The organism is Paraburkholderia azotifigens (genome assembly GCF_007995085.1).
In the GTDB taxonomy this organism is placed as follows: Bacteria; Pseudomonadota; Gammaproteobacteria; order Burkholderiales; family Burkholderiaceae; genus Paraburkholderia; species Paraburkholderia azotifigens.
Genome location: NZ_VOQS01000003.1, coordinates 2,105,955 through 2,126,826 on the forward strand (window position 1 = coordinate 2,105,955; position 20,872 = coordinate 2,126,826).

Annotated in this window: 19 protein-coding genes and 1 pseudogene; 11 read left to right on the forward strand and 9 right to left on the reverse strand. The window is 63.3% G+C overall.

From position 1 onward, the window contains the following. From FRZ40_RS44480 to FRZ40_RS26665, 3 genes are all read right to left on the reverse strand, one after another. Nucleotides 1-147: a hypothetical protein gene (locus FRZ40_RS44480; RefSeq protein WP_167528692.1), complete on the reverse strand. Its 147-nt coding sequence runs from the start codon at nucleotides 145-147 to the stop codon at nucleotides 1-3. A 156-nt stretch (nucleotides 148-303) separates the two neighbouring features. After that, nucleotides 304-1,020, reverse strand: a complete 717-nt coding sequence (locus FRZ40_RS26660; RefSeq protein ID WP_147236125.1) for a PIG-L deacetylase family protein — start codon at nucleotides 1,018-1,020, stop codon at nucleotides 304-306. A gap of 222 nt (nucleotides 1,021-1,242) precedes the next feature. Beyond that, nucleotides 1,243-1,830, reverse strand: a complete 588-nt coding sequence (locus FRZ40_RS26665) for a nucleotidyltransferase family protein (RefSeq protein WP_028366398.1) — start codon at nucleotides 1,828-1,830, stop codon at nucleotides 1,243-1,245. A 288-nt stretch (nucleotides 1,831-2,118) separates the two neighbouring features. Here FRZ40_RS26665 and FRZ40_RS26670 point away from each other — a divergent pair, with 288 nt between their 5' ends. After that, nucleotides 2,119-3,072, forward strand: a complete 954-nt coding sequence (locus FRZ40_RS26670) for an IS5 family transposase (RefSeq protein ID WP_147232985.1) — start codon at nucleotides 2,119-2,121, stop codon at nucleotides 3,070-3,072. 824 nt (nucleotides 3,073-3,896) lie between these two features. On the opposite strand, the gene FRZ40_RS26675 is transcribed toward FRZ40_RS26670, so the two are convergent. Genes FRZ40_RS26675 through FRZ40_RS26685 form a run of 3 tightly spaced genes read right to left on the reverse strand, consistent with a single transcriptional unit; the run spans nucleotide 3,897 to nucleotide 7,920 of the window. Then, entirely contained in the window at nucleotides 3,897-6,110 is a 2,214-nt protein-coding gene (locus tag FRZ40_RS26675) for a xanthine dehydrogenase family protein molybdopterin-binding subunit (protein WP_147236126.1), read from the reverse strand. Continuing rightward, on the reverse strand, nucleotides 6,107-7,126 hold the full coding sequence (locus FRZ40_RS26680; protein ID WP_147236127.1) for an FAD binding domain-containing protein: 1,020 nt from the start codon (nucleotides 7,124-7,126) through the stop codon (nucleotides 6,107-6,109). Before FRZ40_RS26680 ends, FRZ40_RS26675 begins: the two co-directional genes overlap by 4 nt. Nucleotides 7,127-7,137: 11 nt before the next feature. Then, on the reverse strand, nucleotides 7,138-7,920 hold the full coding sequence (locus FRZ40_RS26685) for a (2Fe-2S)-binding protein (RefSeq protein ID WP_035541812.1): 783 nt from the start codon (nucleotides 7,918-7,920) through the stop codon (nucleotides 7,138-7,140). A gap of 90 nt (nucleotides 7,921-8,010) precedes the next feature. Here FRZ40_RS26685 and FRZ40_RS26690 point away from each other — a divergent pair, with 90 nt between their 5' ends. After that, entirely contained in the window at nucleotides 8,011-8,229 is a 219-nt protein-coding gene (locus FRZ40_RS26690; RefSeq protein WP_147236128.1) for a hypothetical protein, read from the forward strand. A gap of 15 nt (nucleotides 8,230-8,244) precedes the next feature. On the opposite strand, the gene FRZ40_RS26695 is transcribed toward FRZ40_RS26690, so the two are convergent. Next, the gene (locus FRZ40_RS26695) at nucleotides 8,245-9,537 is read right to left on the reverse strand and encodes an aspartate carbamoyltransferase (RefSeq protein WP_028366394.1); all 1,293 of its coding nucleotides are present in this window, start codon (nucleotides 9,535-9,537) and stop codon (nucleotides 8,245-8,247) included. Here FRZ40_RS26695 and FRZ40_RS26700 point away from each other — a divergent pair. The 5 genes from FRZ40_RS26700 to FRZ40_RS26720 all read left to right on the forward strand — a co-directional run bounded on the left by FRZ40_RS26700 (nucleotide 9,520) and on the right by FRZ40_RS26720 (nucleotide 13,003). After that, complete coding sequence (locus FRZ40_RS26700) at nucleotides 9,520-9,792, forward strand: hypothetical protein (RefSeq protein WP_147236129.1); 273 nt, start codon at nucleotides 9,520-9,522, stop codon at nucleotides 9,790-9,792. The two genes, FRZ40_RS26695 and FRZ40_RS26700, sit on opposite strands and share 18 nt — an antisense overlap. Nucleotides 9,793-9,919: 127 nt before the next feature. Beyond that, on the forward strand, nucleotides 9,920-10,783 hold the full coding sequence (gene dapA / locus FRZ40_RS26705; protein WP_147236130.1) for a 4-hydroxy-tetrahydrodipicolinate synthase: 864 nt from the start codon (nucleotides 9,920-9,922) through the stop codon (nucleotides 10,781-10,783). Nucleotides 10,784-11,006: 223 nt separating this feature from the next. Beyond that, a complete protein-coding gene (locus FRZ40_RS26710; protein WP_147236131.1) occupies nucleotides 11,007-12,155 on the forward strand; it encodes a M23 family metallopeptidase in 1,149 nt (382 codons plus the stop codon). After that, nucleotides 12,148-12,519 carry a hypothetical protein gene (locus FRZ40_RS26715; protein ID WP_147236132.1) on the forward strand — a complete coding sequence of 124 codons (372 nt, stop codon included), beginning with the start codon at nucleotides 12,148-12,150 and terminating at the stop codon, nucleotides 12,517-12,519. The genes FRZ40_RS26710 and FRZ40_RS26715 overlap by 8 nt, the downstream gene beginning before the upstream one ends. A 37-nt stretch (nucleotides 12,520-12,556) precedes the next feature. Then, entirely contained in the window at nucleotides 12,557-13,003 is a 447-nt protein-coding gene (locus FRZ40_RS26720; RefSeq protein WP_028366390.1) for a bactofilin family protein, read from the forward strand. A gap of 19 nt (nucleotides 13,004-13,022) precedes the next feature. Here FRZ40_RS26720 and FRZ40_RS26725 read toward each other — a convergent pair whose 3' ends face one another. Then, nucleotides 13,023-15,092, reverse strand: a complete 2,070-nt coding sequence (locus FRZ40_RS26725; RefSeq protein ID WP_147236133.1) for a putative bifunctional diguanylate cyclase/phosphodiesterase — start codon at nucleotides 15,090-15,092, stop codon at nucleotides 13,023-13,025. 1,303 nt (nucleotides 15,093-16,395) lie between these two features. Then, nucleotides 16,396-17,385, reverse strand: a complete 990-nt coding sequence (locus FRZ40_RS26740) for a helix-turn-helix domain-containing protein (protein WP_051446343.1) — start codon at nucleotides 17,383-17,385, stop codon at nucleotides 16,396-16,398. 193 nt (nucleotides 17,386-17,578) lie between these two features. Between FRZ40_RS26740 and FRZ40_RS26745 the strand changes: the two genes are divergently transcribed. The 4 genes and pseudogenes from FRZ40_RS26745 to FRZ40_RS26760 all read left to right on the forward strand — a co-directional run bounded on the left by FRZ40_RS26745 (nucleotide 17,579) and on the right by FRZ40_RS26760 (nucleotide 20,651). After that, nucleotides 17,579-17,887: a DUF4148 domain-containing protein gene (locus tag FRZ40_RS26745; RefSeq protein WP_028366388.1), complete on the forward strand. Its 309-nt coding sequence runs from the start codon at nucleotides 17,579-17,581 to the stop codon at nucleotides 17,885-17,887. Nucleotides 17,888-18,075: 188 nt separating this feature from the next. Continuing rightward, nucleotides 18,076-19,083, forward strand: coding sequence for an ATP-grasp fold amidoligase family protein (locus tag FRZ40_RS26750; RefSeq protein WP_240057289.1), 1,008 nt, complete (start codon nucleotides 18,076-18,078; stop codon nucleotides 19,081-19,083). 145 nt (nucleotides 19,084-19,228) lie between these two features. Continuing rightward, nucleotides 19,229-19,741 (forward strand): annotated as a pseudogene (locus tag FRZ40_RS26755) (AMP-binding enzyme); the annotation flags it as partial. 67 nt (nucleotides 19,742-19,808) lie between these two features. Continuing rightward, nucleotides 19,809-20,651 (forward strand): IclR family transcriptional regulator, encoded by an 843-nt coding sequence (locus FRZ40_RS26760; RefSeq protein ID WP_147236135.1) that lies wholly within the window; start codon nucleotides 19,809-19,811, stop codon nucleotides 20,649-20,651. Nucleotides 20,652-20,872: the final 221 nt, after the last annotated feature.

The following is a 20,872-nucleotide window of genomic DNA, read 5'->3' on the forward strand; positions in this document are numbered from 1 at the left end:
TCATTGCGTGACGGGATCCTTGTCGGGTGGACCTTCGGGGCGCTGCGGCTCGTCGTTGTGATGACCCGGCGACGGCGGCGTCAGCGGATCGCCCTCGGGGTCGCGCGTCGGATCGGCGTGCGGGTCGGGAATCGGACTGGTGTGCATGGTGTGACCTCGTGGCGATGTGGCCGATCTCGTGCGTGCCGCAATCGGCGGTGGACGCGGTCGCGCTGCTCTGTCGGCGAGGTATGAAGCGTCCTGCATTCACTAGCGTAGGCGATGGCCGCGAAGACTGCTGGCCCGATCGCCTGCGACGGCCGTTCAATATCCCGGTTTGCGCGCCGGCTTGCGGCCGACGGCGAGGCGCCAGTAGCGCTCGGCGGCGAACACGTCGTCGCAGCCGTGCGGTCCGAACGCGCGCAACTGGCTTTCGTAGGCGGACACCGCCTCGCGTTTGAGCAGAATCTGGCGCTCCCGGTCGAGGGCATGATCGGCCGACGGGCTCGCCGGCGTCGCGACGATGCCGCGCCCGGCCAGATCGATCAGCCGCTGCTGCACGAGCCCGGGCATCGGCCGGTAGATCGCTTCTTCGTACGCGAACCATTCCAGGTGCGACATGCGCGGCAGGATCTCGCAGCACGCTTCGTACACGCGGCCGTGATCGTCGTGAAAGAGACCGAGCGGCATCAGCAGCGTGTTGGCCGTCGAGCCGTAGATGGCTTCTTCCAGCGCGGCGGCGAGCTTGCCGATCGACGGCGAATCGCCGTATTGCGCGTCGCGAAATGGCAGCCGCACGGGGATCGCGTCGAGCACGGAGAGCGCGTTGTTGTCTTCGACGGTGCGCGCGCGGATCGATTCGTACGCGCCCGCGAAGCCTGCCTTTTCGTCCCAGACAGTCTGCAGGTCCTGCTCGGGCGGCGCGGCGAACACGGTGCAGACGGCGGCGTCGGGATGTGCGGCGAGCAGCGCGCCGCAGCCGAAAACGGCGTCGTCGAAGTGCGGCGACACGATAAAAAGACGCGGGCTGGTTTCGCTCATGAGATCCTGGGCTGAATGCGGGATGAGTCGTCCGGCGACAGGCTGCGGAGGCTTGGGCGGCACAAATCTGGCGCAGTGCATCGTGGACAGCTTAGACCAACGACGCGAAGCGTGCCCGGTGGTTTTGTCGCGCCGCAGCAGCGTGCAAACGGCGTGCCTGACGGGCGTCGCCATTCGACGATTCAAGCGCGCGGGAGTTTCAGAAGCGTGAGCGTCTGGCGACTAGACGTTGCGCAGGTCGTTGGGCGTATCGACGTCGCTGAGCACGCCTTGATCGTCGACGTCGATCCGCGTGATGGCGTGTGTCGCCAAGAGGGCGCGCGCGCCTGTGTCGCCGTCGAGGGCGGCCAGCGCGTCGCGATATTCGATGCCGAAGCCGACGGGATGGCCGCGTTGTCCCTGATAGTACGGCGCGACGATGGACGCACCGCCGTCGACTGCGCGCGCGACGGCTTCGATGGTCGGCGTGGCGATGCGGGGCATATCGGCGAGGGCGACGATCCAGCCGTCCGAATCGTCGCTCGCCTGGATACCGGCGGCGAGGCTCGCGCCCATGCCTCGCTGGGCGTCGGCGGAGAAGATCACGTGACAGCCGGCGTCGTTTAGCACACGGGCGAGCAGTTCGGAGCCGGGGCGCACGATCGCGATGACATGGGGCACGACGAGCAGCAGCCGGTGGGCGGATTCGTATGCGACGGGCGTGCCGTCGGGCAGACGGGCGAGGAGCTTGTTGTGGATGCCCTCCGGGTCGAAGCGCGATCCGTAGCCGGCGGCGAGCAGGACGCCGGTGGCGAGCGAGGCGTAAGGCATGGGAGGCACCAGGGGGAGGGTGGCTTGATTGTGCGGTGCAACTGGAGTGGTTTGCAAGCTCTTCGCTTTTTTTGTCTGCGACGCAGTCGCCATTCCTGGTTTTTTGCTTTTTGCTTTTGGCTGGCTGGCATCCGCGTATTCGTATCGGTGCTGCAGGCGTTGCCCCTGTGCGGGGCGGCACTTACTTTCTTTGCCGCCGCAAAGAAAGTAAGGGAATCTCTGCAAAAGTCCTGGCATTGACGTGAGCTTGGACTATCCTGGGATCAGGAGAATTCATGGAGTGGCGTGATGACACAACTTGGTCTTGGTCTGGATCTGTCAACGAAGCGCACTCGCAAGCGCGAGTTTCTCGATGAGATGACGCGCGTGGTGCCGTGGCAGAAGCTGATTGCGCTCATCGAACCGCACTATCCGAAAGGCAAGACCGGCCGCCCACCGTTCCCAGTCGCAACGATGTTGCGCATTCACTTCATGCAGCAATGGTTCAGCCTCTCGGACCCGGCGATGGAGGAGGCGCTGCACGACATCCCGCTGTATCGGGAGTTTGCGCTGCTGGGCACGGGTATGACGCGGCTGCCTGACGAGAGCACGATCCTGCGATTCCGGCACCTGCTTGAGGCCCATGAGCTGTCGGCCAGAATGCTGGCGACGGTCAACGAGATCCTGCAGGCGAAGGGCCTGATGCTCAAGGTGGGCTCGGCGGTCGACGCAACGCTGATTTCGGCACCCAGTTCGACGAAGAAGGCCGGCACGCGAGACCCCGAGATGAGCCAGACGCAAAAGGGCGGCAGCTGGTACTTCGGTATGAAGGCGCACATCGGAGTCGATGTGGAGTCGGGGCTGGTGCATACCGTGAAGTGCACGCCGGCAAATGTTCACGACATCACGGTGGCGCATGAACTGTTGCACGGCGACGAGCAGGTTGCGTTTGCCGATGCGGGCTACGTGGGCATCGAGAAGCGGGGCGAAACGGGGGCGGTCCAGTGGCACGTGGCGATGAGGCCGAGCAAGCGAAGAAAGCTGGACAAAAGCAAGCGGCTCGACAGAATCTACGAGAAAGTCGAGCGGCTCAAGGCGGGCGTGCGGGCGAAGGTTGAGCACCCGTTTCGGGTGCTCAAATGTCAGTTCGGCTATCTGAAGGCGCGGTATCGGGGACTGGCGAAAAACACGGCGCAGATCGAAACGCAGTTCGCGCTGATCAATCTCTGGCTGGCTCGCGGGGTGCTCGGTAAAGCGAAATGAAGGGCGAAGACGCCCCCCAAAGGCGCAGCGTCCATGCGCAAGATGCGACCAGCATCGGTTCAACACAGCGTGAATGAGGACGCGAATTCCACTCCGCGCGTGCCAGTTAGAGATCCCAGGCAGAAAACGGGTTGTTCAGACCTTCCTAAGCAAAGAAAGCGGGCTCACACCGCCAGTGCTCGTTATTGCCTGCGGGCCCCCAACGGGTCCCGCACTCCACACGACAACACGACATCCTGCGCGCGTTGCCAGCGTACTAACTCACGCATCCCCCACTTCACACTCCCGCGTCACGTACTGCGTTACCAGGAAGGCCACGGCCGCCCAGGTGGCAAACGGTGTGTAGGCCGTCTCGACGTATGTGCACCACTCCGGACTGAAAAGCAGGATCGGTGTCGTAGAAGCGCCAACGCAACCGGTGCGACAAGCTACACACCGTTTGCCACCTGGGCGGCGCAGACGGATCGCTGCCGCGGGCTGCACTACGGGTGAGTGGAGTGGGTGATGCGTCTGATAATGGCGCTGGCAACACGCGAGGACAAGTGCGATGCCGTGTGGAGTGCGGGACCGGTAGGGGGCCCGCAGGCAAACACAAGGATTAGCGGTGTGAGCGGCTTTCTTTTGCCTACTTTTCTTTGCCGCTGCAAAGAAAAGTAGGTGCCGCCCCGCACAGGGGCAACGCTAGCAAACCGATACGAATACGCGGATGCCATCGCAAGCCAAAACCACGGATGCCAGCGCAAGCCAAAACCGCGGATGCCAGCGCAAGCCAAAACCGCGAATGCCAGCAAAACAATTCGCGGATACCAGCGAAAACAAACACATCAAACCAAAACCTTATCCAAAGTAACAGGCAAATCCCGAACCCTCACACCCGTAGCGTGATAAACGGCATTCCCGATAGCTGCAACCACGCCGGTGATGCCTATTTCCCCAATCCCCCGCGCGCCAAGCGAATTGATAAACGGATCAGGTTCATCGAGCACGACAACATCCAGCGTCTCGACATCGGCATTAACAGGCACGTGATACTCCGCCAGATTGGCGTTAACAAACCGCCCATACTGCGCATCGAGCAGTGTCTGTTCCTCGAGCGCCGCGCCGATACCCCACACTAGGCCGCCCATCAGCTGACTGCGCGCCGTCTTCACATTCAGCATCCGCCCGACGTTATAAACAGCGGTAATCCGGGCGACGCGAATCGTCCCAAGATCGGCATCGACATGCACTTCGGCAAACACGGCGCCCCACGAATGAAACGAATACCGCTGCTTCTCATCGCCGGGTTTGGTGCTGATGGAAGCCTCGATCGGCTGCCCGCCCGCGCGGGCAAGCACAGCCGCGATGGGATCGCGCTTCGACTGATCCGACTTGCTCATCACCCATCCGTTCTGCACGACCACGTCATCGGAATGCAAGCCGAACACGGGCGACCCATGATCCGCCATCGCCATCGCCACGAGCTTGCCGCGCGCCTGTTCGCACGCATCGCGCACGGCAGGCGACACACTCGCGACCGACTGCGAGCCGCCCGACACGGGCGCCTTCGGCAGCGACGAATCGCCGAGCCCGAAGCGGATGTTCTGCGGTGCTATGCCAAGCGCGTCCGATGCGACCTGCGTCATCACCGTGTACGTGCCCGTGCCGATATCCTGCGTGCCCGACACGACCATCGCCGTGCCGTCGGGCAGGATGCGCGCGAGCGCCGCCGCTTCGCTGCGATTCGCAGGATACGTCGCCGTGCCCATGCCGAGGCCGATCAGCGTATTGCCGTCGCGCATCGAACGCGGCTGTGGCTTGCGGCGCGACCAGCCGAAACGCTCCGCACCGACGCTATAGCACTGCCGCAACGCCTTGCTCGACCACGGCTTGTTTTCCTGCGGATCGCTTTCCGCGTAGTTCTTCAGACGCAGCGCGAGCGGATCCATCTTCAGCCGATACGACAGCTCGTCCATCGCCGTTTCGAGCGCCCATGAACCTGTCGTCTCGCCCGGCGCGCGCATGAACGTCGGCGTGCCGACGTTCAGCTGCACGAGACGATGCGTCGTCATCTGGTTCGGCACCGCGTACATCATCCGCGTGACCATGCAGCAGGTCTCCGTCCAGTCCTCGATCATCGACGTGTTCGAGAAACTGTCGTGCCGCATCGCGGTGAGCGTGCCGTCGCGCTTCGCGGCGATCACCATGCGCTGCTCGGTGAAAGGACGGCCGCCGACAGGCCCGAACATCTGCGGCCTCTCCAGCGCGAGCCGCACGGGGCGCCCCGTTTGCTTCGCGGCCATCGCGCACAGCACCACATGCGACCACGCCGAACCCTTGCAGCCGAAGCCGCCCCCGACGAACGGCGAGATCACGCGCACGTCGTCGGGCGACATGCCAAGCGTTTTCGCGACGGCCGTCCGCGTGCCCGTCACGCCTTGCGTCGAATCGTAGAGCGTCAGTTGCGGACCGTCCCAGACGGCCATCGTCGCATGCGGCTCCATCGGATTGTGATGCTCCATCGGCGTCGTGTAGACGGCGTCGACGCGCACCGCACCCGCCGCGAGCCCCGCGTCGTAGTCGCCGCGCGAGGTGTCGGTCTGCCGGCCTTGCGGCTTGTCGGGCGCATGTGCGCTCGCCCTGGCCTGCGCGAAATCGAGCGCGGGCGGCTGTGCCGCGTAGGTGACGCGCAACTGGCGCGCGGCATCGGTCGCATGTTCGAGCGTATCCGCGACGACGATCGCGATCGGCTCGTTGTTGTAGTGAATCTGGTTGTCCTGCAACAGCGACAGATGACGTCCCGCTGGCGGCGCGAGCGCGGGGCGTCCATTGTTCGGCAGGCGCGGCGCGTTCTGATGCGTCATCACGAGCAGCACGCCGGGCAACGACGACGCGCGGCTCGTATCGATCGACGCAATCGAGCCGCGCGCAATCGTGCTCGTCACCAGCACGCCATGCGCAAGTCGCGCTTCGGGAAACTCGGCGGCGTAGCGCGCTTCGCCCGTCACCTTCAGCAAACCGTCGGTGCGGTCCAGCGGATGTCCAATGATCGTGCTCATGCGAAACCTCCCGCGCCGCCTGTTCCACTCGTTCCGATGGCTGCCTGGTTCACCGCGCGCACGATCGCGTTTTGCGCGAGGCGCACCTTGAACGCGTTGTCGTGCAGCGGTTTCGCTTCGCTCAACGCCGCATTGGCCGCGTTGCGCAGCGTCGCGCTATCGAGCGGCCTGCCCGCGATCATCTGTTCGGCCGACGTCGCGCGCCACGGCTTGTGCGCGACGCCGCCCAACGCGATGCGCGCGCTGCGCACCGTGTTGCCGTCCATCTGCAACGCCGCCGCCACGGACACCAGCGCGAACGCATAGCTCGCGCGGTCGCGAACCTTCAGGTAATGTGCGTGCTCGCTGAACAGGGGCGGCGGCAGATCGACGGAGGTAATGAGTTCGCCGGGACGCAGCGTCGTATCGAGATCGGCGCGCTCGCCCGGCAAACGATGAAACTCGCCGAACGGAATCACACGCTCGCCTTGCGGGCCGCTTACGCGCACGTTTGCATCGAGTGCCGCGAGCGCGACGCTCATATCGGACGGATTCACGGCGATGCATTGCGTGCTCGCGCCGAGAATCGCGTGCATGCGGTTGTGCCCGTTGATCGCCGCGCAGCCGCTGCCCGGCTCGCGCTTGTTGCAGGCGGTGAACGCGGTGTCGTAGAAGTACGGGCAGCGCGTGCGCTGCATCAGATTGCCGCCGACAGTCGCCATGTTGCGCAACTGCGCCGACGCACCCGCGACGAGCGCCTGCGTCAGCAGTGGATAGCGCTCGCGCACAAGCGCATGATTCGCGGCATCGCTATTGCGCACCAGCGCGCCGATGCGCAGCCCGCCGTCGGGCAAGGTCGACACGACATCGAGCCCTTGAATGCGCGTGATATCGACGAGCTTCATGGGCCGCATCACGCCACCCTTCATCAGATCCAGCAGGTTGGTGCCGCCGCCGATGAACATCGTGCCCGGCTGCTGCGCGGCACGCACGGCGCCGGCGATGTCGGCGGCGCGTTCGTAGGAGATCGCGTCCATGATGGCCCCCGTTACGCGACGTCGCTCGTCTTGATGACGAACGTCGTATAGGTGTCGCCCGTACCGCTGCCGACCGTGCCGCGATGCGCGGACTGCACGGCCGCGACGATGTTCACATACGCGCCGCAGCGGCAGATGTTGCCGCTCATGCGCTCGCGGATTTCCGCGTCCGACAGTTGCGGCGGACGGCGCCGCACATCCGCCGTGGCCGTGCTCGCTGCACCCGCGTCGAATTCCGAGAGCAAAGCCGTCGCCGAACAGATTTGCCCCGGCGTACAGTACCCGCACTGAAACGCGTCCTGTTCGATGAACGCGCGTTGCACGGGGCTCAGCGTGCCGTTGCTCGCGAGCCCTTCGACCGTCGTGATCCTGTCGCCTTCGTGCATCACGGCGAGCGTCAGACACGAATTGATGCGCCGTCCATTCGATAGCACCGTGCACGCGCCGCATTGTCCGCGGTCGCAGCCTTTCTTCGTGCCCATGAGTCCGGCGTATTCGCGCAGCGCGTCGAGCAGCGTCACGCGCGGTTCGAGATGCAGCGCGTAATCGCGTCCATTGATGTTGAGCTTGACGGCGCGCGGCGGCACCGTTGAGCGTGCAACGGGTTGTTGCGCTTGTGGCGTTGGCGTCTGCGCATGCGCGTAGGGCGCTGCGCCGACGGCTGCTGCTGCCGCCGCCGATTGCAGGAAGCGGCGGCGTGCAGCGCTGGAAGGCGTCGCGTCATGTTCGTCGTGGCGGGCTGTGTCAGCATCGTTTTGCGCGCACGAACCCTGACAGTCGGTGTGGTGGGGCATGATGTTCTGCTTGCTCCGTAGAAGAGGTCGATGCAGGCTTGCGCCGCATCGCGGCCGAAGCGGGCCTACGGTGCATGACAAGCCTTCTCAATGAGCAATTTCGATGCCGCTCGCGCAGAACATCAAGGGACGATGCGCGCGCGGCGCATCTTCATCGTGGCACATCCGGCGTGGCGCAAGCGTGACGGGCAGATGGCGCGAAGATGGCGCGATGCTGTCGGCAGCGTCATGTATGCCACGCCGCGCAAAAGACCAAAAGAAAAAGCGCGCGTCGAATGTCGACGCGCGCTTTGCATGACGTGTGGCTAACGGCTTGCGAGCCTGTCAGTCGATGCCGTGGAACACAGCATCGTCCGGTCCGAGATACGCGGGCGGGCGCCACGCGGCATCGCGCATCGAGTGCTGAACCAGCTTTTCGACGCCGAGCAGCACCGCGAAGATCGCCATTCGCACAGGAATGCCGTTGTCCGTCTGGCGGAAGATCGCGAGGCGCGAATCGTGGTTCAGGTCGGTGCTCAGGTCGTTTGCGCCGGGACGGCTGTCGCGCGGCAGCGGGTGCATGATCAGCGTGTCCGCGCCGCACACGGTATCGACGAGCGCCTGGTTGATCTGGAAGTCGGGCGTGTAGCCTTCGAACGATTCGTCGGCGAAGCGCTCCTTCTGGATGCGCGTCGCGTAGACGACGTCCGCGCCGCGCAGACCGTTGGCGAGATCGTTGGTCTGCTCGACCACGTGGCCGTTACGCGAAATCTGCTCGACGATGTACGCGGGCATTTCGAGCGACGGCGGCGAAATGAGCGTGAACTTGATGCCGCGATACAGCGCGAGCAGCTTGACGAGCGAATGCACGGTGCGCCCGTACTTCAGGTCGCCGACCAGTGCGATATGCGCGCCGTCGACGATCTTGCCGAGACGCGAGAACTCGCGCTGGATCGTGTACAGGTCGAGCAGCGCCTGGCTCGGGTGCTCGCCGGGGCCGTCGCCGCCGTTGATCACGGGAATGTTGGTCGCGCGCGCAAACTCGGCCACCGAGCCCTGTTCCGGATGGCGGATCACGAGCGCGTCGACATAGCCCGACATCACGCGGCTCGTATCGTAGATCGACTCGCCCTTGGCCATCGACGAAAATGTGAAGCCCGTCGTGTCGCACACCGAGCCGCCCAGGCGGCAGAACGCCGCGCCGAAGCTCACGCGGGTCCGCGTGCTGGCTTCGAAGAACAGGTTGCCGAGCACCGCGCCTTCGAGCACGCGCGAGATCTTCCGGCGGCGCGCGATGGGCTGCATGATGTCGGCGACGCGGAACAGCGCTTCGACGGCGTCGCGCGAGAACTGATCGACTGACAGCAGCTGCTGCTTGCCCTCGAACAGCATCTGGCTGGCGAGCGACTGGGAATCTACGCGTTGCGTATGTTTTTCTGCAGGAGCGCCGTTGACGACGATCTCCGACACGAAGCGCTCGACGATTTCGGGCATCGCGCGCGATTCCTGCGAATCGTCGGGCAGCAGCCATGTGTCGAGCGCGCGCTTCGACACGCCGATGCGCGTCGCGAAGCCGTCGCGGGTGAGGTTCAGACGCCGCATCGCGTCACGGAGAAAGGCTTGTTGCGGGACGCTCATGGGCTTGCCTCATTTTCGTCGGGTGAATCGGTTGATATACGCGTTGCGTATATTAATTCGCCGTGCGAGGAAGTCAAGGAATTTCGCTCGTCAATTCTCGACGTGCGGAGTTTGTCTCAAAAGGGGTCGTTTCCGGTTACACTGCCCGGCATGGAAAACGGCTCGATGCTCCTTCTGAGTGTGGAAACCGGCTGGCACTCGCTGGCCGTGCAGGCACGCGCCGCTTCCAAAGCCAAAAAACAGTTGCTCATCTGACCGGAGCTGCTGTTCCGTCAGATGTGCGACGGAACAGTCTTATCCAGCCCGGTTCTCGAAACTCCCGCTCCCGATACTGCTTCCTCGCCGCTGAACGGTTCCTATACGGTCGCGTTCGAGGAAAGTCATGTTCAATTTTTCGGGTATCTGGATTCCGCTCGTCACGCCGTTTTCCGCCGATGGCGCCGTCGATCACGCCGCCTTGCGTCGCCTCGTCAAGCTGTATGCCGATGCGGGCGTCGCGGGACTCGTCGCGCTCGGCACGACGGGCGAGCCGTCATCGCTCGATGCCGCCGAACAGGAAGCCGTGCTGGCGACCACGCTCGAGGCGTCAGGGGGCGCGCTGCCCGTGATCGTCGGCCTTTCGGGCAACCACGCGCGAAGCATGCGCGAGCGCGTGTTGCGCCTGAACGCGCTGCCGCTCGCGGGCGTGCTGATTTCCGCGCCGTACTACGTGCGGCCTTCGCAAGCCGGGATCGCCGATCACTTCGCGATGCTCGCCGACGCCAGCGAGCATCCCGTCGTCCTGTACGACATTCCGGCGCGCACGGGCATCCGCATCGAACTGGACACGCTGTTGTCGCTCGCCGCGCATCCGCGCATTCAGGCGATCAAGGATTGCGCGGGTTCGCCCGACACCACGCACGCGTTGATCCTCGACGGCCGGCTGCAGGTGCTCGCGGGCGACGACATCCGCATCTTCGACACGCTCTGCATGGGCGGCAGCGGCGCGATCGCTGCGTCCGCGCATATCTGGCCGGAGCGTTTCGTCGCGCTCGATCGTGCGCTGAAGGCAGGGCGGCTCGACGAGGGGCGCGCGCTGTTTCACTCGCTCGTGCCGCTGATCCGCGCGCTGACATCCGAGTCGAATCCCGCGCCCGTGAAGGCGGCGCTCGCGGCGCAACGCGTCATGGCAGGCGACCTGCGCGCGCCGATGACGCAAGCGAGCGAAACCTTGCGCGCGCGTTTGCAGGCATTGCTCGCGATGTGAAGCGCCTGCGACGAATCCGATCCGTTCCAATTTGAGATGCGGGTCTGGCGCGCGGCGTGATAATGCGCGCCACCGTTTTCCGACATCTACGAGATCGATTCGTCATCCTGCGTATGCTGGTTCATCGTTACATTGTGTCGTCCGCTGGGCGCACGCAGACATTGGCAGTACTCCGCGGCCGCGCGCGGCCGCATGGCAATACCGCGACGAAAGGCGGCTGCTGATGTCGCGGATCTGGGGCACCGGCAAGAATCTGACGAACGGCTCGGTGCGCTTCGTCACGCGGCGCGCCGCGCTCACGGTCGCCTTGCTCGCCGCGTGCGGCAGCGCGGCGCTGGCGTTGACGGCGGGCATCGTGATCGGCCGCGATCATCCGAAGCTCGACGCGGCGGGCGAGGGCGGCGACAGCCGCGTCAGGCGTGACTACACGATCGCCGAACTCGGCAAGCTGAGTGCGGCCGTCGAGCAGATGGATCCGCGTCTGACGCGGCTTGCTTCGCAGGTTGCGACGCTGCATGACTTCGAAACGCGGCTGAAGACGATCAAGACCTTGCCGCGCCCCGTGTTCGCGCCGCCCGTGCTGCCCGCGAGCGATATGCTCGGCGACGACGCAAGCGACGATGTGATCGAGGGCGCGGCGCAGAAAACGGTCGCGCCCGGACTGTCGGTGAGACTGCGCGCGCGGCCTGCGGCCGATGAAAAGCACGAACCCGCAGACCAGCCGGCCATCAAGACCGACAAGCCCAAAGACAAGGCGGCCGACAAGCCAACCGGCAACGCCAGCGACGCCGCCGCGGACGACGCCGAAGGCGGCCCGTCACTGCCGCCGCGGCGCTGCGGCGAAACCGCCGCCCACCCTGCGCGCGATGCCGCCTCGGTTCACGAACAGATCGCCTGCCTCGTCGCGACACTGTCGGTGCTCGAGCAGGAAGTCACGCTGCACGTCGCGAACTGGGAGTCGTTCCCGGGCCGCATGCCCGTCGACGGCGCGCGCTTCGGCTCGCCGTTCGGCAATCGCATCGACCCGTTCACGCGTCACCTGAGCTTTCATCCGGGCGTCGATCTCGTCGCGATGACGGGCACGCCGATTCTGGCCGCGGCGGGCGGCCGCGTGATTCACGCGGGACCGCAGGGCGGCTACGGCAATGCCGTCGAGATCGATCACGGCAACGGCCTGATCACGCGCTACGGGCACGCATCGAAGATCGTCGTGCAGGAAGGCGATCTCGTGCTGCCGCGCCAGCATATCGCCGATGTCGGCTCGACGGGCCGCTCGACTGGGCCGCACCTGCACTTCGAAGTGCTCGTCAACAGCGCGCCCGTCGATCCCACCGACTATCTCGCACTTTTCATGGGGCCATCGCATGGCTGATTTTCTTCGCCCGGGCCGCCAGAGCGCGCGGGCCGTCACGCAATGCGCGTATGCGCTGCGGCCCGTGCGTTCGCGCGCGGCGCGCATCGCGACGTGGGTGTCCGTTTGCCTCGGATGTGCAGCGGCGGGCGCGGCCGCGATGCACGTCTATACGGTGCGCGCTCCGTCGGCGGCCATGCCGTGCGTCGCTTCCTCCGCAAACGACGGCGCCGACGATGCGCTGGCGCGCGCGCAGCTCGCGCTGAAGCAGGAAGGGGCTTCACGCGCCAGCGTGCAGCGCTCCGCCGACGCGCTCACGGCCGAAGTGCGCCAGCTTCAGGCGCAAGTGCTGTTTCTCCAGGGGCAAAGCCGTTCGCGCCGCTGAGGCGCGCGGCGTGTTTCAACTTCACTCGATACCGACTATGTTCAGCAAGAAGAAGTCACCCGGCGTTTCCCAGAACAAGCTGGCGACGCTCATTGCACATGATGTGCACATCACCGGCGACCTCGAGTTCAGCGACGGCCTGCGCATGGACGGCCACGTGAAAGGCAACGTCACGGGCAAGCCGGGATGCGAGACGCTGCTGGTGCTGAGCGATCGCGGCTCGATCACGGGCAACGTGTACGGTTACGACGTGATCGTCAACGGCCGGATCACGGGCGACGTGATCGCCGATCACTTCGTCGAGTTGCAGGAGAGCGCCCATATCACGGGCAATATCTACTACCAGCAGTTGCGGATGGATGTGGGCGCGTCGGTGGACGGCAAGCTGACGCGCCGCGACGTGTTGCCCGCTGTCGCGAGTCCGCATATCGAGCCTGCCGTATTCACGCTGCAAAGCCCCGACGCGACGGGCGACGAGTGCTGACAGCCCGCGCGCGCCGTCGTCAGACGGCCGTCATGCGTTCCTGAAGCAGTTCGCTGAACGCGTCGGCCGTGAGCGGCCTGCCGAGCAGGAAGCCCTGCATTTCGTCGCATTGCAGGTCCTTGAGCTTGTCGAGTTGCGAGGCCGTTTCGACGCCTTCCGCGACCACGTCCATTTCCAGCGAGTGCGCGAGCGCGATGATCGCCTGCACGATCGCGCTGCCTTCGTGACCGTCGGCATCGAGCCCGCTCGTGAAGAAGCGGTCGATCTTCAGCTGCTTCACGCGGAAGCGCTGCAGATAGGCGAGGCTCGAATAGCCGGTGCCGAAGTCGTCGATCGAAATCTCGAAGCCGCTGTTCTGGAACTCGCGGATCATTTCCGTCGTCTTCGCGGCGTCCTGCATCGCGACCGTTTCGGTGATCTCGAACATGATCTGGCTGCAATCGACGCCTTCCGTGTGCACGATCTCCAGCGTCTTCGCGACGAGATCGGGCTGCGTCATCTGACGCGGCGACAGATTGATCGCGACTTTCATCGTCGGCAATCCCGACGCTTCCCAGCGGCGGATCTGCCGGCACGTCTCGCGCACGACCCAATAGCCGATCTGCACGATCTGCCCCGAGCGTTCCGCGATCGGGATGAAGTCCATCGGCGCGAGCACGCCGATCTCCGGGTGATTCAGGCGGATCAGCGCTTCCGCGCCTGCCACCTCGCCGCTGTCGCCGCGGAACTTCGGCTGGAAGTGCAGCGAGAAATAGTGCTTGCTGAGCGCTTCATGCAGCGCGCTCTGGATCTTGAGCGTGCGCATCGCGGCTTCGTTCATGTGCGCTTCGAAGAAGCGGTAGGTGCTGCGGCCGCCGCGCTTCGCTTCGTACATCGCGGCGTCGGCGTGCTTGAGCAGTTCGTCGACGGAGTGGCCGTCCTGCGGATACAGCGCAATGCCGATGCTCGGCATGACCTGCAACGTCTGGCTTTGCGTCTCGATGCCCTTGCGCATTCTTTCGAGCACGGCTTCCGCCATCTTCTCGGCGTCTTGCGGCGCGCCGAGATTTTCGGCCAGCACGACGAACTCGTCGCCGCCGAGCCGCGCGACGGTATCGACGTTGCGCACGCATTGGCGCAGGCTGTGCGAGAACGACTTCAGGACTTCGTCGCCGAATGCGTGGCCGAGCGAATCGTTGATCGTCTTGAAGCCGTCGAGATCCATGAACAGGATCGAGAAGCCCCGGCCGTCGAGCTTCGACGCGTGAATCGCGCGCTCGATGCGCTCCGTCAGCGTGAGGCGGTTCGGCAGATCGGTGAGCGTGTCGTAGGTGGCGAGGCGCACGATCTGGTTGTTCAGCAGCGATACGGAACCGGTGAGGAAGGTCGTGCGCGCATCGAAGCGCGACAGGATCAGCGTGACGATCAGAATCGCAAAGGTGAACAGGACGATGGTCGTCGCGAGCCATTGCGCGTTGACGCCGCGCGCCGCGCCGCACACCGAGCCGGGCAGGAAATCGGCAGCCGCCATGCCCGTGTAGTGCATGCCCGTGATCGCGAGTCCCATTACGCACGCTGCGCCGATGCGTTTGAGCAGCACGCGATGCTGGTTCGAGTCGCGCAGCGTGTGCGCGATCCACAGCGCGGCCATCGAAGCCGCAATCGCAATCGCGATAGAAGCGACGAAGAGTCCCGGCCGATACCGAATGCCCGGCTCCATTTGCATCGCGGCCATGCCCGTGTAGTGCATGCCGGCGATGCCGAAGCCCATCAGCACGCCGCCCGTGACGAGACGCTGAATGGAGAGCTTTGGACGCGCCACCTGGAAGAGCGCGAAGTACGACACGATCATCGCGATGCCGAGCGAGTAGCCGGTGATCGCGAAGTCGTAGCCGAGGGGAATCGGCAGCGAGAAGGCAAGCATGCCGATGAAGTGCATCGACCAGACGCCCGTGCCCATTGCCGCTGCGCCGCCTGCGAGCCAGAGGTGGCGCAGGCGTGCCGATGCCATTGTCGAAATACGTCCGGCCAGGTCGAGCGCCGTGAATGAAGCTAGTGTTGCGACGGCGAGCGACACGACAACCAGACCCAGATTGTAAGTGCTCTGCATGTCAGTTCCGTCGCGAAAGGAAAGTCCCTCAACTGGTTATCGGCAGCATTATTCAAATGTTGAGCAATTTTTTAAAGGGGGCATTCAAAATTTATTGAAGCATCTTTGAAGCCGCTTTCAGGTTTTTTGAAGCATTTTATCGGCGTGTAATTGCCTGTGAGGTATTCCGCAGACGATTGCACGCCGTTCAACGGTATCACTCAGGGTTGTTGTTGCACTTCTGTTCAGGCGCTTGCTTCCTGCATTTGGAGCAGGGAGTGGATCGTGCCGCGCGTTGCGTCATTGCAATGCGGGCTCGCGCAATAGCCGACGAATAGTGTATCGGCCGGATATTCGCGTAATTTAGATCCGGTAATGTTCCGATGCGGCGGATTGGTCGCGCGAGGATTGGCGGCGGGTAGGGCGCTGACGACGGATAGAGCCGCACATTGATGTGTGGCGAGAGCAGGGCCTGCTACTTCATTGCGATCGTCGGGTGGGGACCGCTAACCATATCGGCGCGGATCGAGGGCGGAAACGCATCCGGGCTCATTTGCCGGATTGCTCCGTGCCATTCGGGGCTGGACCGTATGCGGCGTTTGCGTTGGCTTCCGACAAGTGCACAGAGTTATCGCCCTATGACGGAAGGCTTAGATTCTCTTCCCTGAGAGCCGTCTATGGTTAAGACGTGCGCTCTCCTTTTACGCACCGGGCTTACTGGCCCACTGGCGGTTCTTTAGGTGCTTCTGTCTCCTTGGACGCCAAGCGCGGACTCACCGCGTTACGTTTTCTTCGCTTGCGCCGATAGAAGGGCGAAGTCAAAAAACGATGCTCCCGCAACCGCGTTTCCACACCAGGCGGAATCGCCGGCCACGTATTTCGTGACGCGACGCCGGCCTCTTCGCCCATTCCCAGCGTCATACCGGCAGCAAGAACCGAAGTCGGATTTTCTCTTGAAGGAGTTGGCCATGAAGACAATGTTTCTCCTGTCTGCAACGCTTCTGGGTGCCGTTTCCCTGGCGAGCGTCGCGCAGACACAAGACACGTCCGGACAGCAGGACGCGCAATCGGCATCGGTCTCTACGAGTGCCTCCCCAGGCTCGAATTCGAATACCTCTCCGGGCACGTCCGGATATGGCGGTGTGGCCGGGGGCACGGGCACGAGTGGTAGTTTGACTCACCCGGGATGGGCCAATTGCGGCCACCTGCCTCAATGCAGCCCGGATAGCGGGCACTGAAATGTGATTCGATGGCGGCGATTTTGCGAATAGAAGTGAGTTATCCGCGAACTCGCCGCCAGCGGTTTGCCATTCGATATGGCCGGTTATCTTCGCTCAGGATGAAGATATTGGTAATCGTTAAGACGCATTTCCTGCGGTGTGATCTCATAGGCGCGTCGGAACGCACGCGTAAAGTCGGATGCGCTTTTGAAGCCGACTGAATAGCCAATGTCTTTGACTGGGACTTGCGGAAATCGAATGAGATCGTCTGCGGCGGCGCGCAAGCGAAGATGACGGATGTAAGCGCCAAGGCCGCCTTCATGCTCGAACAGCCGATAGATCGTGCTGCGCGGAAGCCCCAGCGATTCGATGACGCTCTCGGGCGAGAGTCCGCCCTCCTGCAGGTTGGCGCGCACATGGCGTCGTGCGCTTTCGAACATGAGCGCGCGGTAAACGGCTCGCGTGCTGCCACTCAAACCCGCTTCTTCCCCGAATGCATCCGCGATCAGTTGAACGAGATCGGCGACACCGCGACGAGCGTCCTCGAACAGCATGTGCCGGAAGTTCTCGACCAGCGTCCGGGCACGATGGACGATAAGTCGCGTGCCTGGCCTGTTCGGGTCGAGCATGCGGCCGTGTATTGCTCCCGGGTCGGCGAATATGTGCGCCAGCCGGTCGCGGGGCACGACGAGCGTGATGTACCGGCATGCGTGACGCAGCAGACGTATGGGTTGATCGAGATCCGTGGCAAATACGCTGCCCCCCGACACGATGTACTCACGCCTCGTGGCGTGCGTCATTGCCGAGTGAGATTGATCATCCAGGAAAATGGTAAAGCCGATGCCGCGTGCGGTATCGCGCGAAATGCGGGCGATGGTGCGCTCGATGACGACCTGGTCCGTATAGGTGTCGCTCATACGGAATTCGCCGATATCGTAGCGGTCGTTGACGCAGATAAACGGCTGTCGGACCTGCTCACGCGAAGGCACTATTTCGATGATATGACCAAGCTGCTCCCAATAAGCCAGGAGCTGCTGCCGCGGTGGCAGCCCGGCGGCATCGAATCGGCTATAGGCAATGCCGTTCGCGAGCATAAATAGTGATCCTGTGGCGACTGAGGGCGACAAGCATGCTGTTCGTTATCGGAAGACGGGCGGTGGCTTACTCATTATCCGATGTGATACTGCGCTGACGCTGCACGATGTTGCAGGATCTTATAACGGCGAATTTCGTCGAAACTGAAAGACCTTAAACCCTTGTTAGATTTTGCAGGGAAGGACACGTACCATGAGAAACGCGTCAAGAATCGCTTCAATACTTCCTGCTTTTGTAATTTTGCTCGCCGGCTGCGCCACCCGCGGCATGCCGTATGCTGGTCCGCACCTCACTCCGGCAGAGTGCCGCGATCTGGCTGCGCTCAGGACAAACGCGCCCCCGACGATGGCGCAACACCAGAGCGAACTCGCGGCACTACGAAAAGCGGGCTACGACCCGTCACCGTGGTATGACCCGTACTATCCGGATGATCTGCAAGCGGCACAGCATCTCGTCGACTACTGGTTCCAAACGGAGTGCCAGCACCTTCAACCCGGCTGAGATAGCCAAGAAGGCCGGCGCGGCCTCAGCCAACGCATTCTCATTACAAACAGGATCGGCAATCTGCGTTTGTGGCCAAAAACTCTCGACGCCGCGCCAACAATAGCCGTGTGCACAGCGGCGGTTGGTATGCTCGGCGTGTGACGGACGCTGGGTTCAGATTCGATATCTGAATCTCGTTCGCACCGATGCATACGCTCACCGATAACCGCTTTATGAACGCTTCGAGAGGGTCGTTTGGCAGCAAACCGGGTCGTCCTGACAAGGTCGAAAGCGGCCACTTGCAGGCGGCCGGGAATCCCGTTTTCAGGAGGCGGCTCAGGGATGAAGTCAAGGCGCTGCTTCCGGACATTTTTTTCCTTTCGCTTTTGCATCGAAAGGAAATAGGGCGTTTTCCGAATCTCTTTCGACCGCGTACTTACAACGAACACATTCTCAAAAGAAGCCTCGCGCCTGACCCGCGATATGCACGCTTGAGCGACAAGCTCGCAGTGCGCGACTATGTACGCGGCGTGCTGGGGCAAGCGTTTCTCGTGCCGCTGATTTCCGCGCCCGCGGAATTCACGCCTGCGGTGTTCGATGGTCTTCCGGACTCGTTTGTCATGAAGGCCAATCACGGAAGCTCGTTCGTCAAGCTCGTGCACGATAAATCCGAAGTCAGCTTCGAGGCATTGCAACACCTTGCTTCCCGGTGGCTGTTGACGAACTTCTACAGAAACGCGCGTGAGCGTCACTACAAGCATATCGCGCCGCGTCTGTTCTTCGAATCGCTGTTGCTCGACAGGAGCGGAAACATTCCTGCCGACTATAAGGTGCATTGCTTCCGTCGCAATTCGGAACGGCCGCGGATGTACATCCAGCACATTAGCGATCGATTCGGGCCGGACACGCGCGGCAATATCTATGACGTGGACTGGAACCACCTGGACCTGGCGATTGGCGAATATGTTCGTAGTGCGGTTCCGGCCCCCCCGCCTGCCAACCTGGCCGCGCTGCTCGAGGCAGCCGCCGCGCTCTCCGAAGGTTTCGACTATGTTCGGGTCGATCTGTATGTTCCCGACGACGACATATATTTTGGAGAGTTGACCTTTACTCCGGGCGCGGGCGTCGCGCCGATGTTCCCCGACCAGATGGACTTCGAGTGGGGCGAATTCTTCGCGTCTACAGTCCGTCATTCCCCTACGCCTGAATTGTAGGTGTCGCGCGTGCGCGTTCGCGCACGTGCCATTCGACATCCCCGATTTTTCCCGACCGCGCGACACATACGCGTCGCGCGCGTACGCCTTTCTTTCGCCGAGCTGCACTTCTTCCGCGTAAACCCGCTTGCACCTTATTTTTGACGTGAAGGACGGCGACGCGGGCGAGATCGTGTTGTCGAGCAAGGTGGATGGCACGTTTCTGCCGACGTACCTGAAGAATCCCGACGCCACCCGAGCCGCATTGCGCAACGGCAGGTTGCATACGGGCGACCGCGCGCGGCGCGATGCCGACGGCGATTTCTTCTTCATCGGCCGGCAGACGGACAGCATGCGGGTTCGCGGCGAGAACGTATCGGCGTGGGAGATCGAGCGCATTTTCGCGGAGCATCCGGCCATTCACGCCAGCGCGGCGATCGGCGTGGCATCGGCTATCGGCGAGCAGGACATTCTGCTCAACGTGCAGTTCAAGGGCGAACCCGTGGACTGGGAGACCATGCACGCGTGGGCGCGCGAGCGGCTCGCGAGTTTCCAGTTGCCGCGCTATTACCGTGCGGTGGACAGCTTCGAGCTGACGGCGAGCGAGCGCATCAAAAAGCATCTGCTGTCGCGCAGCGCCGACGATGCCTGGGATCGCATGGACAAGACGCGGGCGTGATATCGCGATTCGATACTGCTTTAGGGTCATGCGATAATTCGCCAACAATCGACAAGATGAACATGTGATGACCGACGCGCCTAAAGTTCCGCGCAAGCGCAAGAGCCCAGCGACGAAGCCGCAGGCCGAGGCGGCGGATCCGAGTGCCTCTTCGCTGTACGTGCAATCCGTCGAAAAGGCGATGAAAGTGCTCACCGCGTTCGACGGCAGCAAGCGTCAGTTGTCGCTGTCCGAGATTGCCTCGATCACGGGTTTCGACCTGAGCGCGACGCAGCGCTTCACGTTCACGCTCGCGGCGCTCGGCTACCTCTTCAAGGATGCCGACAGCCGCAAGTACGAACTGTCGCCCAAGCTGCTGGACTTCACCTACCATTACCTGACGTCCAACGAACTCGTGAGCCGCGCGACACCTTATCTCCAGCAACTCGGCTCGGAGACGGAGGAGGCCACCAATCTCACCGTGCTCGACGACACCGACATCGTGTTCGTGCTGCGGATCGTGAGCCGCAACGTGTTCAACGCCCACGTGATTACGGGCTCGCGTCTGCCCGCATACTGCACTGCGCCTGGGCTCGCCATCCTGGCGACGCTGCCCGACGCAGAGATCGACGACATCCTGTCGCGTACGAATCTCGTGCCGTATACGCCGTCGACCGTGTACCAGCCGCGCAAGATCAAAGACCGCATCGCGCAGATCCGGAAGCAGGGCTACGCGCACACGGAAGACGAGTACTTCGTCAGCGATATTTCGACGGCGGCCGCTATTACCAATGCGCACGGACGGGGCATCGGCGCAGTGAATATCGCGGTGGCGAGATCGCGATGGCACGCCGACCGCGACGAGCGGCGTTTTGCCGACCTGGTCATTTCGACGGCGTCGGCGATTTCGACGCGGCGTCGCGTCGAATAGTACTGGCGGGTTGTGTGCAGCTGTTGCCGCGCGTTGTGTGGCTGGAAGCGAGACGACCGTGTCGCGGTTTGCCTGGGGCGGGCATAGGCTCATAGATCCCTGCTGTATATAACGGGCAGCTGCACGACGGCGAGGAGGCGGTTCCGCATGGTTTTTCGGCAATCCCCCGAACGCAGAGTCGGTTATGCACGACCGCTGTGCGCGTATTGAGCGACGCGTTC

Excerpts from the sequence above, each read along its gene's own strand:
- FRZ40_RS44480 (WP_167528692.1), bottom strand. The coding sequence starts at position 147 with ATGCACACCAGTCCGATTCCCGACCCGCACGCCGATCCGACGCGCGAC.
- FRZ40_RS26660 (WP_147236125.1), bottom strand. The coding sequence starts at position 1,020 with ATGAGCGAAACCAGCCCGCGTCTTTTTATCGTGTCGCCGCACTTCGAC.
- FRZ40_RS26665 (WP_028366398.1), bottom strand. The coding sequence starts at position 1,830 with ATGCCTTACGCCTCGCTCGCCACCGGCGTCCTGCTCGCCGCCGGCTAC.
- FRZ40_RS26670 (WP_147232985.1), top strand. The coding sequence starts at position 2,119 with ATGACACAACTTGGTCTTGGTCTGGATCTGTCAACGAAGCGCACTCGC.
- FRZ40_RS26675 (WP_147236126.1), bottom strand. The coding sequence starts at position 6,110 with ATGAGCACGATCATTGGACATCCGCTGGACCGCACCGACGGTTTGCTG.
- FRZ40_RS26680 (WP_147236127.1), bottom strand. The coding sequence starts at position 7,126 with ATGGACGCGATCTCCTACGAACGCGCCGCCGACATCGCCGGCGCCGTG.
- FRZ40_RS26685 (WP_035541812.1), bottom strand. The coding sequence starts at position 7,920 with ATGCCCCACCACACCGACTGTCAGGGTTCGTGCGCGCAAAACGATGCT.
- FRZ40_RS26690 (WP_147236128.1), top strand. The coding sequence starts at position 8,011 with ATGAGCAATTTCGATGCCGCTCGCGCAGAACATCAAGGGACGATGCGC.
- FRZ40_RS26695 (WP_028366394.1), bottom strand. The coding sequence starts at position 9,537 with ATGAGCGTCCCGCAACAAGCCTTTCTCCGTGACGCGATGCGGCGTCTG.
- dapA (WP_147236130.1), top strand. The coding sequence starts at position 9,920 with ATGTTCAATTTTTCGGGTATCTGGATTCCGCTCGTCACGCCGTTTTCC.
- FRZ40_RS26710 (WP_147236131.1), top strand. The coding sequence starts at position 11,007 with ATGTCGCGGATCTGGGGCACCGGCAAGAATCTGACGAACGGCTCGGTG.
- FRZ40_RS26715 (WP_147236132.1), top strand. The coding sequence starts at position 12,148 with ATGGCTGATTTTCTTCGCCCGGGCCGCCAGAGCGCGCGGGCCGTCACG.
- FRZ40_RS26720 (WP_028366390.1), top strand. The coding sequence starts at position 12,557 with ATGTTCAGCAAGAAGAAGTCACCCGGCGTTTCCCAGAACAAGCTGGCG.
- FRZ40_RS26725 (WP_147236133.1), bottom strand. The coding sequence starts at position 15,092 with ATGCAGAGCACTTACAATCTGGGTCTGGTTGTCGTGTCGCTCGCCGTC.
- FRZ40_RS26740 (WP_051446343.1), bottom strand. The coding sequence starts at position 17,385 with ATGCTCGCGAACGGCATTGCCTATAGCCGATTCGATGCCGCCGGGCTG.
- FRZ40_RS26745 (WP_028366388.1), top strand. The coding sequence starts at position 17,579 with ATGAGAAACGCGTCAAGAATCGCTTCAATACTTCCTGCTTTTGTAATT.
- FRZ40_RS26750 (WP_240057289.1), top strand. The coding sequence starts at position 18,076 with ATGCATACGCTCACCGATAACCGCTTTATGAACGCTTCGAGAGGGTCG.
- FRZ40_RS26760 (WP_147236135.1), top strand. The coding sequence starts at position 19,809 with ATGACCGACGCGCCTAAAGTTCCGCGCAAGCGCAAGAGCCCAGCGACG.